This window comes from Streptomyces sp. RPT161 (assembly GCF_027533845.1).
Taxonomy (GTDB): Bacteria; Actinomycetota; Actinomycetes; order Streptomycetales; family Streptomycetaceae; genus Streptantibioticus_A; species Streptantibioticus_A silvisoli_A.
Window position 1 is genome coordinate 1 of record NZ_JAPZVN010000033.1, and the last position, 13099, is coordinate 13099.

At 65.8% G+C, this 13099-nt stretch carries 12 protein-coding genes; 5 read left to right on the top strand and 7 right to left on the bottom strand.

Going from position 1 to position 13099, the window contains the following annotated elements:
- From O5O46_RS33335 to O5O46_RS33350, 4 genes are all read left to right on the top strand, one after another.
- The coding region (locus O5O46_RS33335) for an alpha/beta fold hydrolase (protein ID WP_269859409.1) at positions 1-1156 on the top strand (1156 nt) is incomplete at its 5' end.
- 779 nt (positions 1157-1935) lie between these two features.
- Positions 1936-2514 carry a UbiX family flavin prenyltransferase gene (locus O5O46_RS33340; protein WP_269859410.1) on the top strand — a complete coding sequence of 193 codons (579 nt, stop codon included), beginning with the start codon at positions 1936-1938 and terminating at the stop codon, positions 2512-2514.
- Positions 2515-2577: 63 nt separating this feature from the next.
- On the top strand, positions 2578-4038 hold the full coding sequence (locus tag O5O46_RS33345) for a UbiD family decarboxylase (protein WP_269859411.1): 1461 nt from the start codon (positions 2578-2580) through the stop codon (positions 4036-4038).
- Positions 4039-5727: 1689 nt separating this feature from the next.
- Positions 5728-6801 carry a response regulator transcription factor gene (locus O5O46_RS33350; protein ID WP_269859412.1) on the top strand — a complete coding sequence of 358 codons (1074 nt, stop codon included), beginning with the start codon at positions 5728-5730 and terminating at the stop codon, positions 6799-6801.
- Between the two features lie 887 nt (positions 6802-7688).
- On the opposite strand, the gene O5O46_RS33355 is transcribed toward O5O46_RS33350, so the two are convergent.
- From O5O46_RS33355 to O5O46_RS33385, 7 genes are all read right to left on the bottom strand, one after another.
- Positions 7689-8480 (bottom strand): alpha/beta fold hydrolase, encoded by a 792-nt coding sequence (locus O5O46_RS33355; protein WP_269859413.1) that lies wholly within the window; start codon positions 8478-8480, stop codon positions 7689-7691.
- 130 nt (positions 8481-8610) lie between these two features.
- Entirely contained in the window at positions 8611-9024 is a 414-nt protein-coding gene (locus O5O46_RS33360; protein ID WP_269859414.1) for a DUF6640 family protein, read from the bottom strand.
- A 189-nt stretch (positions 9025-9213) separates the two neighbouring features.
- Positions 9214-9621, bottom strand: coding sequence for a winged helix-turn-helix transcriptional regulator (locus O5O46_RS33365; RefSeq protein WP_269859415.1), 408 nt, complete (start codon positions 9619-9621; stop codon positions 9214-9216).
- Positions 9618-10046, bottom strand: a complete 429-nt coding sequence (locus tag O5O46_RS33370) for an MmyB family transcriptional regulator (RefSeq protein ID WP_269859416.1) — start codon at positions 10044-10046, stop codon at positions 9618-9620. The genes O5O46_RS33365 and O5O46_RS33370 overlap by 4 nt, the downstream gene beginning before the upstream one ends.
- Positions 10047-10642: 596 nt before the next feature.
- Positions 10643-10969: a plasmid stabilization protein gene (locus O5O46_RS33375; protein ID WP_269859417.1), complete on the bottom strand. Its 327-nt coding sequence runs from the start codon at positions 10967-10969 to the stop codon at positions 10643-10645.
- A gap of 152 nt (positions 10970-11121) precedes the next feature.
- Positions 11122-11679, bottom strand: coding sequence for a hemerythrin domain-containing protein (locus tag O5O46_RS33380; RefSeq protein WP_269859418.1), 558 nt, complete (start codon positions 11677-11679; stop codon positions 11122-11124).
- Between the two features lie 151 nt (positions 11680-11830).
- Positions 11831-12046, bottom strand: a complete 216-nt coding sequence (locus O5O46_RS33385) for a hypothetical protein (RefSeq protein ID WP_269859419.1) — start codon at positions 12044-12046, stop codon at positions 11831-11833.
- Positions 12047-12426: 380 nt separating this feature from the next.
- Between O5O46_RS33385 and O5O46_RS33390 the strand changes: the two genes are divergently transcribed.
- Positions 12427-13065 carry a DNA polymerase ligase N-terminal domain-containing protein gene (locus O5O46_RS33390; RefSeq protein WP_269859420.1) on the top strand — a complete coding sequence of 213 codons (639 nt, stop codon included), beginning with the start codon at positions 12427-12429 and terminating at the stop codon, positions 13063-13065.
- Positions 13066-13099 lie beyond the last annotated feature (34 nt).

Consider the following 13099-nt stretch of genomic DNA (forward strand, 5'->3'; position numbering starts at 1 on the left):
GCGCCAGCAGTTGGCCGAACTACCCCCTACGGAACGTGAACAGGTCCTGCTTGCCCTGGTGCGGGAATCCGCCACCACCGTACTGGGACACGCCCCCAGCACACAGATCGATAGTGACCAGCCCTTCAAGGAACTCGGCTTCGACTCACTGACCGGAATCGAGCTACGCAACCTGCTACAAGCCAAGACCGGGGCGAGCCTGCCCGCCAGCGTAGTGTTCGACTACCCGGATCCGGAGACTCTGGCCAATGGCCTGGGGGCGATTTTGTTCCCGCCGACGGAACCTTCAAACCGCAGTGCTGGTCTGATCTCGACGTCGCATCACGACTTGTTCGGCGAGTTGTACCTTCGGGCCATGGAGAACGGTCAGTTGGCGCATGCGCAAGAGCTCATGCTCAGTGGCGCACAGCTGCGTGCGAAATTCCATGATCCTGCCGAATTGGACGCCGCGCCTTCTGTTGTTCGTATCGGTTCGGCGCAGCAGGGTCCGCACATGATCTGTGTGTGCCCGACGGTCATGACAACCGGACCGCAGGTTTACACACGTTTTGCGGAACAGTTCACGGACGGCTGGACGGTGTCAGCCTTGGTACCGCCCGGGTTCGACGGCGGCGAAGCCCTGCCTGCGACACGTGAGGCTTTGGTGCGCAGCTTGGCAGATTCGGTCGAAGACTACGTCGGGGATTCAGAGCTCTCGCTCGTCGGTCATTCCTCGGGTGGTGTGGTGGCGTATGAACTCGCCAAGGAGCTTCAGGGGCGAGGTTTGGATCCCACTGCGGTGGTGTTGATAGATTCATACAGCTTCGACGGTGATGGCGGCCGGCCTGAAGAAATGTTCCGGAACGCGCTGAACGCAAGGATGATCGAGTACCTGCGTTGGGCGAGTGGCGACAAGCTGTCCGAGCGGATCACGGCCCAGGTGTGGAGTCTGGAGTTGCTCAGAGGTTGGCGGCCGGAAGGACTTTCCGCGCCGACACTGTACGTTCGCCCGATTCAGCCTCTTGTGGAAGAGGAGAAGCCTGAATGGCGAGGTGATGTCATATCGATGATGACCTCAGTCGCTGATGTTCCCGGCGATCACTTCACCATCTTGGAAGGTGAGCATGTGGGTTCGACCGCTCGTGTTGTCGACCACTGGTTGAGGAACTTGCGATGACGGCGCTGGTGCCGGCTGCCAGGCGGCGGCCCGCCGCGCCCACTGCCCACCAACGGCGATCCTGACGCGCAAGTCGGATCGATGGCGCTTGCCCACAGCCGCGGCGCGTTCGTGACCCAAAGACGAGGCGTTCCCGCTGCCGTACGCCGCGCGTACTACTCAAACGAGGGATGGGGTCGCTGGCGCCGCGCGGGACAATGAGCGGCGTACGAACTGACGGCCTAGGGTACAGGTTGGTGATCGGGACAGTCGTGTGCAGTCGGACCATGAACCCCACCGCCCCGCAGGCCATCGTGCGCTTCGGCCGCAGCGCCGGGAGAGCTGTGCCAGGCCCAGCAGGGTGCGGCCACCACGTGCCGCACACTCGACTGGCCTCAACTAACCGCAACCGAAGATACCTTGACCCCTCGTCATGTGGGAGTCGGCTGTCCACCTCAACCGTGACCCTGGCAGCTGGCGGTGAGTACAGCCGGATGGGCAGCCGAGACGCCCGTGAGCGCCCGCCTGAGTACGGACCGCCAATGTTGTGCAGGCTTATCGGCGTGAAGCCGCTGGTGCGGCTGGTGTCAATGTGTGGCCGAAGCAGGGTGGCGCTGGCAGAGTTGGGCGGCCGGAGCCAGCGCGCGATGTGTGACGCCAGAGGTGGCCCGAGTGGGAGAGGTGCGTGCATCGCATGTCGAGGCGAAATGCGCGGCGCTGCGGACCACCTGGTATCGACTGACAAAAGTCGCTGAGTTGGCGTTGCGACAACTCGGGCTGGCGACCCTGAAGGCAGTGGTATGCGGTTGATCGTCGACCTCACCGGGACTACCAGTACAGCGTTGGGAGTCCGGCTGCTTCAGCGGTTGCGCGAGATCGGCTCGATCGAGACGCATCTCATCCTGAGTCGGTGGCCGAGGGCCACCCTGGAACCGGAGATTCCGTATTCCGTTGGTCAGGTTCGCGAGCTCGCCGATGTGACCTACGGTCCGGCGGGCCAAGCCGCCCCGATCTTGAGCGGCTCCTTCCTCGCGGATGGGATGATCGTGATCCCGTGCAGCAACGAAACCCTCGCAGCGATCCGCATCGGATACGCGAGTGATCTGGTCACGAGAGCGGCTGATGTCGTGATCAAGGAGCGGCGGCGCCTTGTCCTGGTGACGAGGGAGACGCCGCTTTCGGCGATTCATCTGGAGAACATGCTCGAACTCGCCCGGCTCTGGGTCACGACCATGCCGCCGACTTCGGCGTATTACGCACGGCTCCGCAGGACATCGACGACGTCGTGGACAACTTCGTCGGCCGTGTTCTCGACCAGTTCGGGCCCGACTCCGCCGAGGTCCCCCGCTGGGCCGGGCTACCGACCAAGAGTCCGTTGAGCCCCGGCTAGCGTCGGCCACGCCACCGACGACCGGTCCGTCCATCCTGAAGGGAACAGCTGAATGAAGCGACTCAAGGACCTGCGTGAGTATCTGGACGAGCTGAAGGCGCATGACGATGTGCGCCACATCGACGACCAGGTCGACCCCCATCTGGAGGCCGGTGCCGCGGCCCGCTACTCCTACGAGAACCGCGGACCGGCCCTGCTCCTGAACCACCTGACCGGACATGACCGGTTCTGCCGCATCCTGGCCGCGCCGGCGGGGCTCAGTTCCATCCCCGAATACCCTCTTGCCCGTATCGCGCTGTCCCTCGGGCTCGACGTCGCCGCGACGGCCCGCGAAATCATCGACGCTCTCGCGGCTTCGCGCACGCGGGAGCCGATCCCACCAGTCGTTGTCGACCATGCGCCGTGTCAGGACAACGTGTTGCTCGGTGAGGAAGCCGACCTCGATCGGTTCCCGGCACCGATGCTTCACGACGGCGACGGGGGCCCCTACATCAACACCTGGGGGACGATCATCGTCTCGACTCCTGACGGGTCGTTCACCAACTGGGCGATCGCCCGCGTGATGAAGATCGATGGCCGACGAATGACCGGCACCTTCATTCCCACCCAGCACCTCGGGCAGATCCGGAAGCAGTGGTCCGACCTCGGCCGCCCTATGCCGTTCGCTATTGTGCAAGGAACTGAACCCGGCATTCCGTTCATCGCGAGCATGCCGCTCCCCGATGGGGTCGAGGAAGCGGCATTCCTCGGAACGCACTTCGGTGAGCCCATGGAGCTGGTCAAGTGCACCACTCTGGACCTGCTGGTCCCCGCGAGCGCGGAGATCGTCATCGAAGGACACGTCATGCCGGGGCGCACCGCGGTCGAGGGGCCGATGGGCGAGTACGCCGGCTACCAGCCACGGCACACCAGCATGCAACCGGAATACGTGGTGGAGGCGATCACCTACCGGGACGAACCCATCTGGCCGATCTCGGTCGCAGGTGAGCCAGCCGACGAGACACACACCGCGTGGGGCCTGGTCACGGCCGCGGAGGCGCTCGCTCAGCTGCGGGCGGCGAACCTGCCGGTTTCCACCGCGTGGATGCCCTTCGAATCCGCTTCCCACTGGCTCGTTATCACCCTCCCTGGGGACTGGCGGGAGCAGTTGCCCGGCGTCGGCACAGACGAGATGTGCTTGCGCATCTCACAAGTCCTGTCCAACACCCGCATCGAGGCTATATTCACGCGGATCTTCGTCCTCGACGACGACATCGACCCGTCCAACCCCACAGAGCTGGCCTGGGCAATAGCGACCAGGGTGAGCCCCGCGCGCGGACGCATCATCCGACACGGCATGATCAACCCACTCGCGGGATGCTATTCCGACCAGGAACGCCGCCTCGGCTACGGTCCCAAGGCCGTCCTGAACGGCCTCCAAGCACCGTCCGGAGAGCGCAACACACGCAGCTCCTTCCGCCACAGCTACCCAGAAGCGGTGCAACAGCGAGTGATTGAGCTTCTTGCCCAGTAGGTGCGGCCTGCCTCCCGTGGTGATCGAGGAAGCACTTCCGGGAACGGACACAGCCAAGGAGCAGCGGGACGTCTGAGTGGGAAGGGTGCCTTCGCAGTTGAGCGGTGCGTTCCGTTGGGCGAGCCAGTTGTCCGTCGCAGTGCGTGACTGGCGTGGCGGGCATCGGCCCTGTATGCAGAGCGCCCGTGGGCACATGTGATCATTTCGGTGCTCTACGCAGAGGCGAGGAGGCTGCGCAGGTTCTCCTTGGCGATCCACCCGGTCAGCAGCGTCTGGCCGACCCTGCCTTCGCCCACCAGCCCGTTCCACATCGTTGCGAACTGCTTTGCACGGCACGTAACTCGGCGCTAGTCGTGTTTGCGCTGTGAGGCGCTGCTGGTCTTTGTTGGTATACAAAGCTGGCCGGTAGGCCACGAGGAAAGCCTGCGGTGTACTCGTGGCGATGCCGCACGCAGTCGGGCTGCTCCCTGTCCAACTTCGTGCACGACCCGGCAACGCTCCTGGTGGCGTGTGCGACCTGGTCGCGGGTAACGAGGGAGCCCGGTCGACTACTTCTGCGCCCCGGGCTGTCGCTGGGTACTGGATGCAGGCATCGAGGCGTGCTTCGGCTCGATCGACCACGTGGCCCTGACGGAACCGGGTGCGTCACCTGGTGAAGGGAAAGGGCGTCTTGTCGCTAGTCAAAGCCTTCCTCAAGGCCGGGGTACTCACGGAACTTGGTGATAGCAAGGAGGCGCTGACCTGCACCAAGCAAGGCGGCATTGTCAGCCCCCAACACAATAGGGAACCGCTGCTTCGAAGTGGCGTCGCGTCACCGGTGGTTGGGGAAGCTGCCTTGCGCTGCGAGTAGGCTTCGCTATGAGGGGTAGTACTTTCGTGGCATGGCGCGTGGTGACCGTGTCTGGCGGCGGCGGTGTCTGACCGGCGTCGAACCAATGGCCAGCTTGCGCAACCTGGCGATCGGCGTCCACCGCCAGGACGGACGCAGCATCAGCCCTCCGCCCCGCCGTCCGCGACTACCAACGACCCTTTTCAGCCCTCGACTTGTCTGATGAACCCGGACAGGACGCCATCATGCAAAGACCGTGCGTACGGGCGGACATGCCGCAAGTCGTGTGTCTCGCACGACTCATGTCAGATAACTCATGCCAACAGAGGGTGGGCGCGAAACATTGGGTTAACCAATGTTGGTCCCGCGACAGGATTAAAAGCCCCTATTAGGGGGCAAGTCGGAAAAATCGGATGGTCGGGAATCGAGACCGGCTTAGGCGCGATAATGAGTCCAGAAGGGGGGCGCAGGGGCGGAGGAACCTGCTTCGTAAGTTGCCAGGTGGTCCAGGAGACCACATGCGCACACGTGCGCGCACTATCCCGGAAGGCGTCGACGAAAGGTAAGTGGGCATCATGTGTGATTGCCGGTGCCGGGTGCACACCCAGCTTCTCCACAGCCTGTCTGACGATTTCGTGACCGCTCTCGTGGCGGGTGATGTCCGTGACTGCTCTCTTGCGCTCTCGGTATCCGCTTGGCTCGGCGGTGAAGTAAAGCGAGGAATTGAGTTAGCGTCGTATGCCGCAGACTCCGCACACGGGAACTGTGACGGAGGTTGCGCGAGGCTCGCGAAGATATGGCATGCCCAGCTCTTGACTCGTATACGCGATTTGAAGGCGGGGGCACGCGTCCTGGACGGTATGGGTGTACCGGCCGACGTTCCTGATGGTGACGGGGTTTCAGCCGCTTTGATGGTTTGCCGAGCTGAGCTCGCTCTCGCGTCGGGCGACGTTGGCGGCGCGGTCGCCAAGGCGGGCGTCGGAGTCGGGTTGGCAGAGCAGGCCGGCGTCCATGTCCTGTTACCGAACCTGCATGTCATCCTGGCTGTGGGTGCTGTGCGACAGTCCGACATGACCGCGGGCCTGGAGTATGCGCGCCTGTTGGGCGACGACGCTCTTATCGGCCGCACGGTTTACGTACGTGGTCAATGCGCGTGGGCCACAGCCCAGGCGTTTGAGGCCGATAACGGCGCGGCAGGTATTTCCCATCTCGTGGAGCGCCTGATTATCGATGATCGGCTCAATCGGGAACTCCTCGTCGCTCAGCCTTCTGCCGCGGCGTGGCTTGTTCGGGTCGCGCGAGGTATGGGGGAGGAAGGGCTCGCGCTGAAATGCGTGGAGCGAGCTGACATGCTCGCAAGGGGGTCTTGGGGCTTTCGTACGCTCCATGCGGCAGCACTGCACGCCGAAGGACTGTTCGAGAATAATCCCGACAAACTGCGAGCCGCCAGCGACCTTCATCTGGATCGCTGGGCGGCAGCCTCCGCCAGCGAGGATCAGGCCAAGATATGGTCCGCGCAGCGCATGGGCCGCGATCGCGCTGTCGAGCAGTTGAAGAACGCGGCCGCCGCCTATGAGGAAGTCGGCGCGGCTCGCGACCTTGCCCGAGTTGCAAGCAAACTCAGGGATCTGGGTGTGCGTTCCGGGCGAGTAATGCGACCGATGCGACGCAATGGCCACACAATAGGGTTTCTGACGGATACGGAGTTCGCGGTGGCCAACTTGGTGAGTCAGGGATTGACGAACGTCCAAGTAGGCCGCCAGCTCTATATATCCACTCACACCGTCGCATTCCATCTGAAGAAGATATTCCGTAAGTTGGAGGTTTCTTCGCGGGTGGAACTGGCCTGTGCGTGGGTGAATCTCACATCGGACCAACTGGCGCTGCCCGGAATATCGAAACAGCGCACAATGGCGCTCACAGCCTCGACCTGACGGTCACGCAGTTTTCGCGGGCACGCACGTGCTCCCTTGATGACCTGTGTCGGTTTGTCAGTGCTGCGTGAGCGTTGATGTGTCAGCGGCCTGGAGTGGTGTTGGGCCGTGGGCGGGATGACGACGGTCAGGGCCAGGCGCCGTAGGCCCGGCGCTGGTGAGGGGGCGGTGGTCAGTGCCGCCGTGTGGAGGGATCGGCGAGGGGGCGTTCCAGCGCGGCGTGACGATCGGCGAGGTCGGCGAGCAGTTCGGCCTCGATGGCAAGATCGTACGTCGCTGTGCGCGAGCCGCCACCGCCCAGGCGCTGATGCGGGAGTGGCCAGCCCGCACCAGCGAAACAACCCCTCACAGGCCCTACCTCGTCCGCCGGTGGTCCGAGGAATGCGACAACGCGCAAACTCTGGCGGAACGAGATCGGCGCTTGGGGCTCCCGGGGCAGCGGCAGGAGCGTCCGCCGTTGCCTCCGTCTCAACTCCCTTGTCGAGTAGGGGCGTTTCACGACCGGCGCCGTGCGGCTTCCAGCTGTCGCCGACGTGGTCCGATGGGGCATCGGCCGCCCGGAGAAGCAGAGCGACCAGGCCCGGCAGGGCCTGTGAAGGACGTGTGAGCCCGCTGCCCGGGCATCGCCGACTCCATCCGCCTGGTGCGCGGCTTCGCGACCATCCTGCACCGCAGCGACGGTCACCGCCTGGGCGACTGCCCCGCCGAGGCGAACGAGTGAGGGATCACGGGAATCCGTACTTCGCCAACCCGCGACTTCCCGCCGCGGTGCGGTCTGACTTGCTCAAACTGCGCACCGGCACCGCCATGGCCCGGAACGACATCGTCGGCAACACGCGCGCGGGCTACGCCGTCGAGGTCTCGCGACGGCGCAGCGAACCGCGGCATCAGTCGCGGTCAGGCAAACCGGCCCAGAACCGTGTCATCGCCTCGACCGCGGGGCGCGGATCCATCTCCGGCCACCAGTGCACCACCCCCTCAAGGAGGGCGACTTCCGCGCCGGCCTGTTGCGCCGACCACTGATGCATGGCCAGTGTCCCATTGGGATCGGCAGTGGGAACGAGGGCAAGCCCAGGCCGCTGACGAGCCCGCGCGAGACCTTTTCCGGCCTCGGCCATCACCGGTTGGGCGGCCGAGCGCAGCAGGGACAGCACAGCCCGGCCGAGTTCCTCGTCAAAGCCGGCGGCGAGGCGCTCGGCGACGGGTCCGCTGATGCCCATGCCGTTCACGACGGCCGTCCTCTGTTCAAAGGTGCCGCCAAAGAGCTTCGCCACCGAGGCTTCACCGGCCCCCTCCTGCTGCCAGCCCTGCGCCAACGGGTGCCAGACGTAGTCCGGGGCGAACAACTGCATCGTGTCCGAGACCCAGCTGCGGATCAGGTCGGGACGGTGCATGGCCACCTGCACCACGTGTGCGCCGCCCCAGTCATGGCCCACGAGGTCAACTGGGCGTGCGAACGCCTCCAACCGTGACACCAGCCATTCGCGATAGCCAGTCACGGTGGCCTCGAAGCCACTGGGCAGGGGCACGCCGAACCCCGGTGGGGACAGTGTGAACACATCGTCACGGTCCAGCAGCTTGAGTACCGGCCCCCACACCGCGGCGTTCTCCGGGTTGCCGTGAACGAGGACGAGCGGCGGCCGCGCCGCGCTGTCTCTGCCCTCAATGTCGTTTGCCATGTCGTCCCTTCGATCTGTCACATCGGTTGGGTCCGCGGCCTTGCTCTGCCAGGACCTCGGCGAGACAGCGGCCACGTCTGTGCGGCTCAGTAGCCGCCGCGTGAGCCCGCGTGGTGGGCGGCGAAGCGGGTCAACCGAGCCGACGCCGTTCCATGAGGTAGCCAAGCGCCACGAGGGCAAGCGAGGGCACAGCGAACTTGGCCTGTGGGAACCTGGCGGTGCCGGGCGGGTCCACGGCCTTGGACCCGGGGTAGAACAGCGCGGAGATGTTGGTGACCCAGTACAACGCCGCGCAGATGGCGGCGGCATCGAGCGCCTCGTGTGTGTCGCGGGAACCTTTCCAGAGGTGCCACAGGCTCGCGCCGCCGAGCGCGGCGCCCATGCTCATCGTCTGCGCGTTGTGGAACTTGGCATGCGGCGGCCACGCGGGGTTGTAGATGTGGGTCTCGTTCCAGTCGAACTTGTATGGGCCTATGGCTGATTCGACCGCCACGAGTGAGATCAGGACCTTCCCGATCCCCAACCGGCCCTGGAGCCTGGGCATGACGCTTCTCCCTCACTGCCGGGGGCGCGCCTTGGGCCGTCCCACCGGGTAGTAGTCCGATGCGTCCGCCGTAGCCTGCCTGCTGCGAACGCGTAACCGACGTTACGTCGGCCCGCGCTTGGGTTTCCTAGGCGAAACCGTCGACGCCCAGGTGCGGAACAGCCGCGTCCGGCCGTGCCTGGGAACGAGTCATGACGGTCGCGGGCGGCCAGAGTCGTCGTATCGCCGCTGAGCCCTCCGCACGAGCGGCATGTTGTCGTCGGACCACTCGACCATCAACCGGAATATGGGGCTGAGGGACAGACCAAGGTCAGTGATCTCGTAGTCGACGCGGGGCGGGACCTGCGGGTGGTGGGTCCGGATGAGCAAGCCGTCGCGTTCCAACTGGCGAAGGCGCTCGGTGAGTGTCTTCGCGGTGATGGTGCCGAGACGCTCGCGTAGTTCGTTGAACCGCATCGGTCCCTGGTGCTGGAGCAGCCAAAGGATCGGTGTCGTCCAGCGGCTGAACACGACGTCGACGAGGGGCGACACCGGGCACGGGTCATACGGTTGCTGACGGATGGTCCCCGTGGCTGTTGCGGCGCGGGCTGATGTCATCTCACCGATACTTTCTGAATGCCCATTCGTGAAGTTTGGGGCAATTGTGGTGCGGCCGTGTCCTCGGGTGCGAGGACGGTCAGCAGTCTTAGCTTGTCCGCGGCTTCGCCCCGGGGTGCCGCTGTGAAGACGATGATGCGCGGGTCCGCGCCGTGCATCGACAGCACGTCGCAGTCGAGTTCGAGTTCGCCGACTTCGGGATGGTCGATGGTCTTCCTCTCGTTCCCATGGTGCGCGACGGTGGCGTGTTCCCACGGGCGCGCCAAGTCGGGGCCCGATTGCCGCAGTGCGCTGATCACGCCTACCAAGCCGCTGTCGGCCGGGTAGCGTGCCGCCATGTCGCGCGGGTCGGCGACGAGCGACTTCTTGCAGTCCTCCGGGAGCGGGTGCCGCACCCGTCCGGTGTCGCCGTTGAAGACCGCCACACGACGTTCGTCGACCGGCCGCCGTGGCCTCGCACGTCGCCGGTCAGCGGCCTGAGAGGCGCAGCATTCGCACGAGCGCACGCAGGACGGCACCACTCGGGTGCGTGCGGCTCTGCTCGGGACATTTGACGTAGTCCGGTGAGACGCCGACGAGCCAGGCGACCTCCCCGCGACGCCGATCCCGGCGTCCTGCGAGAATCGCGCCCGAAGTTCGAGTCCACGTCTGCCTGTTGGGCGCGAGCGCACCAGGAGCGTTGCAGCGTCGCCAGATTCGGTGTGTCGCCCATCACCCCATTGTCGACCCTCGGCCCTCTCCGTGGGGGGCGGATCGGGCCACTCCCCGCGATCGGGCGGGTGTCAGCGTGGAGCTGCAGCCGAAATGGGGCGAGGGGCAGCAGCGCCGACGGCCGGATGCAGGTAGCCCCGGGGCCGCGCAAACCGAGCCCGTGGTCAAGCTCGCGCGCTCGGCCGGCGTCGATCTCCTCAGACGCCGCATTCTCCTCGCCAACTGGCCCACTTCACGGAAGGTGCCGAAGTGCCGATATCACCAGGCCGTTGGCGCGGTTCGTGTTCTCTCTGCGGATCGCAGCGGTGCTTCAGCGGCCGAGGGCTTCGCGCAGCTCTTGCTTGTTCATCGTCGAGCGTCCTTCGATGTGCTTCTTCTTCGCCTCTTCGTAGAGCTGGTCCTTGGTCGGCCCCTGGGCCCCGCGATGGGAACGCTCGCCGCCGCGCTGGGAGGCGGATTTCGGATCTTGCGTGGAGGTCCTGCTGGCTGATTCCGCCTCTCCTGAGCGCGCCCGCTCCTTGTTGACGGTGCGCGCGGCGATCTCCTTCGCCCGCCCCTGGGAGGCGCCGCGCTTCTCGGCGCTCTCCTTGACGTGCTCGTACTGCCGCTCCCGCTTACGGCTGGATCCTGCTGGCATCACGCTTCTCCTCCTCGTTGCAGGCTTCGTGCTCTTGGTGTCGTTCCGCCTACCCGCGACGGGCCCTGATACGACCGCCGGGTCGCTTCTCCCACTCCACGCCTTCCGGGAACCACGCCCTACCCGGGTGCAGACGCCACCGGCTCGCCTTGTTACTTGCCGCGCCCGGTGAAGAAGTCCCGGACGCGGTCCACCAGCCCGATACCAGGGGCTAGGAGCTTGTTGGCCGGCGGGGTGCTGGGGGAACCAGGATGAGGGCGCGTCGGGGCGGTCTTCTTCGCAGTGCGGATCTTCTCGCCGAGCAGTTCCAGGACGTAGGGGTGGCAGCTCGCTCGCAGTTTGACGAACAGGTTGCCCTCCTCGTCCTGAACGTGGGCGGTCACCTCGGTCCTTAGCTTGACGAGGAGATGGGCGAAGTCGGGGTCGTCGGCGTCGCGTGCCTCAAGGTCTTTGAGAAGACTCTCCACACGTTTGTGGTCGGTGATCTCCTTGTCGGCCAGAGCATCGCCATCGGGCACGTGCTCACGCACCGCGGGGTAGAGGTGCTGCTCCTCAGCGACCGCATGCCGTACCAGCTCGGTGGTGAGCTGATCGACGAGGTGTTTACGCTCCGAATCTGCCGGAGCGATCCGCTCGATCTGCTGAAAGAGATCTTCCACTTCACGGTGGTCAGCTGTCAGCTCCGCGATGACATCGGCGCCGTGTCCCATTCCGCATACCGCCTTTCCAAGAGCAGGCGCAGCCGGGGTACTCCGCGGGACGCGTTCCCCCTTTCAGGGCACGCTAACTCTCCTTGCCGGGGATTGCCGCTGGATGGCTTTGATCTCCGCAGGCGGGGGCCCCGGCCCGGTTCGCTGACTGTCAGTCCGGCGGTTCCTGGGGGGCGGCCTCGTCTCCCGTGGTGCCGTCCCCGTCCCCGTCAGTCGGCCCGGAGCCCGCCTCGTCCGTGTCCGGGTACGTGCCCGACTCCTGCACGTCGGAGGCGGGCGTGTCCTCGTCGTCCGGCGCATCCTGCGGCGGTGGCAGATCGCGCGGCACAGGGCCGGAGTCCGGCTCCGGTGTCCCGTTGTTGTCCATGTCCTTCCTCCTTTGTTTCCTTACCGGTCCGATGGGGGGACAAATCATTGGGTCAGAGGCTCGCCGAGTGCGGCGTGCACCAGTCCCGTCCGAGAACTCAGTCGTCGCGCCGCCGGACGAGACCGGCCAGCCACTCGGGCGAGGCGGGCAGGGCGGGCCGCTCGGCACCGGCCGGGGCCTTGTGCCCGCGGATTCCTGCTGGGCATGCACGTCCGGGGAACGGTCGGAATGCACGTCCGGCGGAAAGACGACCACGGCCGTCGGCCCGAGTCCCGGCACGTCCCGCGGCGCTCCGCTCCGTCTGCCATGCGTTTCCCCTGCCCGGATCTGCCCTGGCAATGCGACAGTTTGTCCGGTTCGGCCCCGGGCAGGCGCCGACCATGGCTGGTAGCAGCGGTAAGGACGAGCAGGGTGGGAAATCCCGCAGCGGTCGCTCGGCGGACTCGTTGCGGAAGTACCACGGCAAGCGCACGGCCGAACGCACGCCCGAGCCGATGGGTGGCGCCTCGCCGAAGGGCGGCAAGCGGCGGTTCGTCGTCCAGAAGCACGCGGCGACCGCGCTGCACTACGACTTCCGGCTGGAGGCGGGCGGCGTGCTGAAGTCGTGGGCCGTGCCCAAGGGGCCGTCCACCAACCCCAAGGACAAGCGCCTGGCGATGCGCACTGAGGACCATCCCGTCGACTACCTGGGGTTCGAGGGCGTCATCCCACGCGGCGAGTACGGCGCGGGCAAGGTCATCGTCTGGGACACCGGAACCTATCGCAACCTCACCGAGCGCGACGGCAAGAAGGTTCCCGTCTCCAAGGGCGTCGACGAAGGCCACATCAAGGTGTGGTTGGAGGGCGAGAAACTCCATGGCGGCTACGCGCTGACCCGCACCGGACGGGACGGCGACCGCGAGCGCTGGATCATGATCAAGCTCTCCGACGAGGGAGCGGACGCCCGCCGCAACCCGGTCAGCACCGAACCGGCCTCGGTGCGCAGTGGCCGCACCCTCGACGAACTCGATGACAGCTGACCCCGGTCGAGTGTCACCAGGGCGATGAGGGAGA

What these genes read in the sequence shown, in the direction of transcription:
- O5O46_RS33340 (WP_269859410.1), top strand. Translation starts at nt 1,936, where the DNA reads ATGCGGTTGATCGTCGACCTCACCGGGACTACCAGTACAGCGTTGGGA.
- O5O46_RS33345 (WP_269859411.1), top strand. Translation starts at nt 2,578, where the DNA reads ATGAAGCGACTCAAGGACCTGCGTGAGTATCTGGACGAGCTGAAGGCG.
- O5O46_RS33350 (WP_269859412.1), top strand. Translation starts at nt 5,728, where the DNA reads ATGGGTGTACCGGCCGACGTTCCTGATGGTGACGGGGTTTCAGCCGCT.
- O5O46_RS33355 (WP_269859413.1), bottom strand. Translation starts at nt 8,480, where the DNA reads ATGGCAAACGACATTGAGGGCAGAGACAGCGCGGCGCGGCCGCCGCTC.
- O5O46_RS33360 (WP_269859414.1), bottom strand. Translation starts at nt 9,024, where the DNA reads ATGCCCAGGCTCCAGGGCCGGTTGGGGATCGGGAAGGTCCTGATCTCA.
- O5O46_RS33365 (WP_269859415.1), bottom strand. Translation starts at nt 9,621, where the DNA reads ATGACATCAGCCCGCGCCGCAACAGCCACGGGGACCATCCGTCAGCAA.
- O5O46_RS33375 (WP_269859417.1), bottom strand. Translation starts at nt 10,969, where the DNA reads ATGCCAGCAGGATCCAGCCGTAAGCGGGAGCGGCAGTACGAGCACGTC.
- O5O46_RS33380 (WP_269859418.1), bottom strand. Translation starts at nt 11,679, where the DNA reads ATGGGACACGGCGCCGATGTCATCGCGGAGCTGACAGCTGACCACCGT.
- O5O46_RS33385 (WP_269859419.1), bottom strand. Translation starts at nt 12,046, where the DNA reads ATGGACAACAACGGGACACCGGAGCCGGACTCCGGCCCTGTGCCGCGC.
- O5O46_RS33390 (WP_269859420.1), top strand. Translation starts at nt 12,427, where the DNA reads ATGGCTGGTAGCAGCGGTAAGGACGAGCAGGGTGGGAAATCCCGCAGC.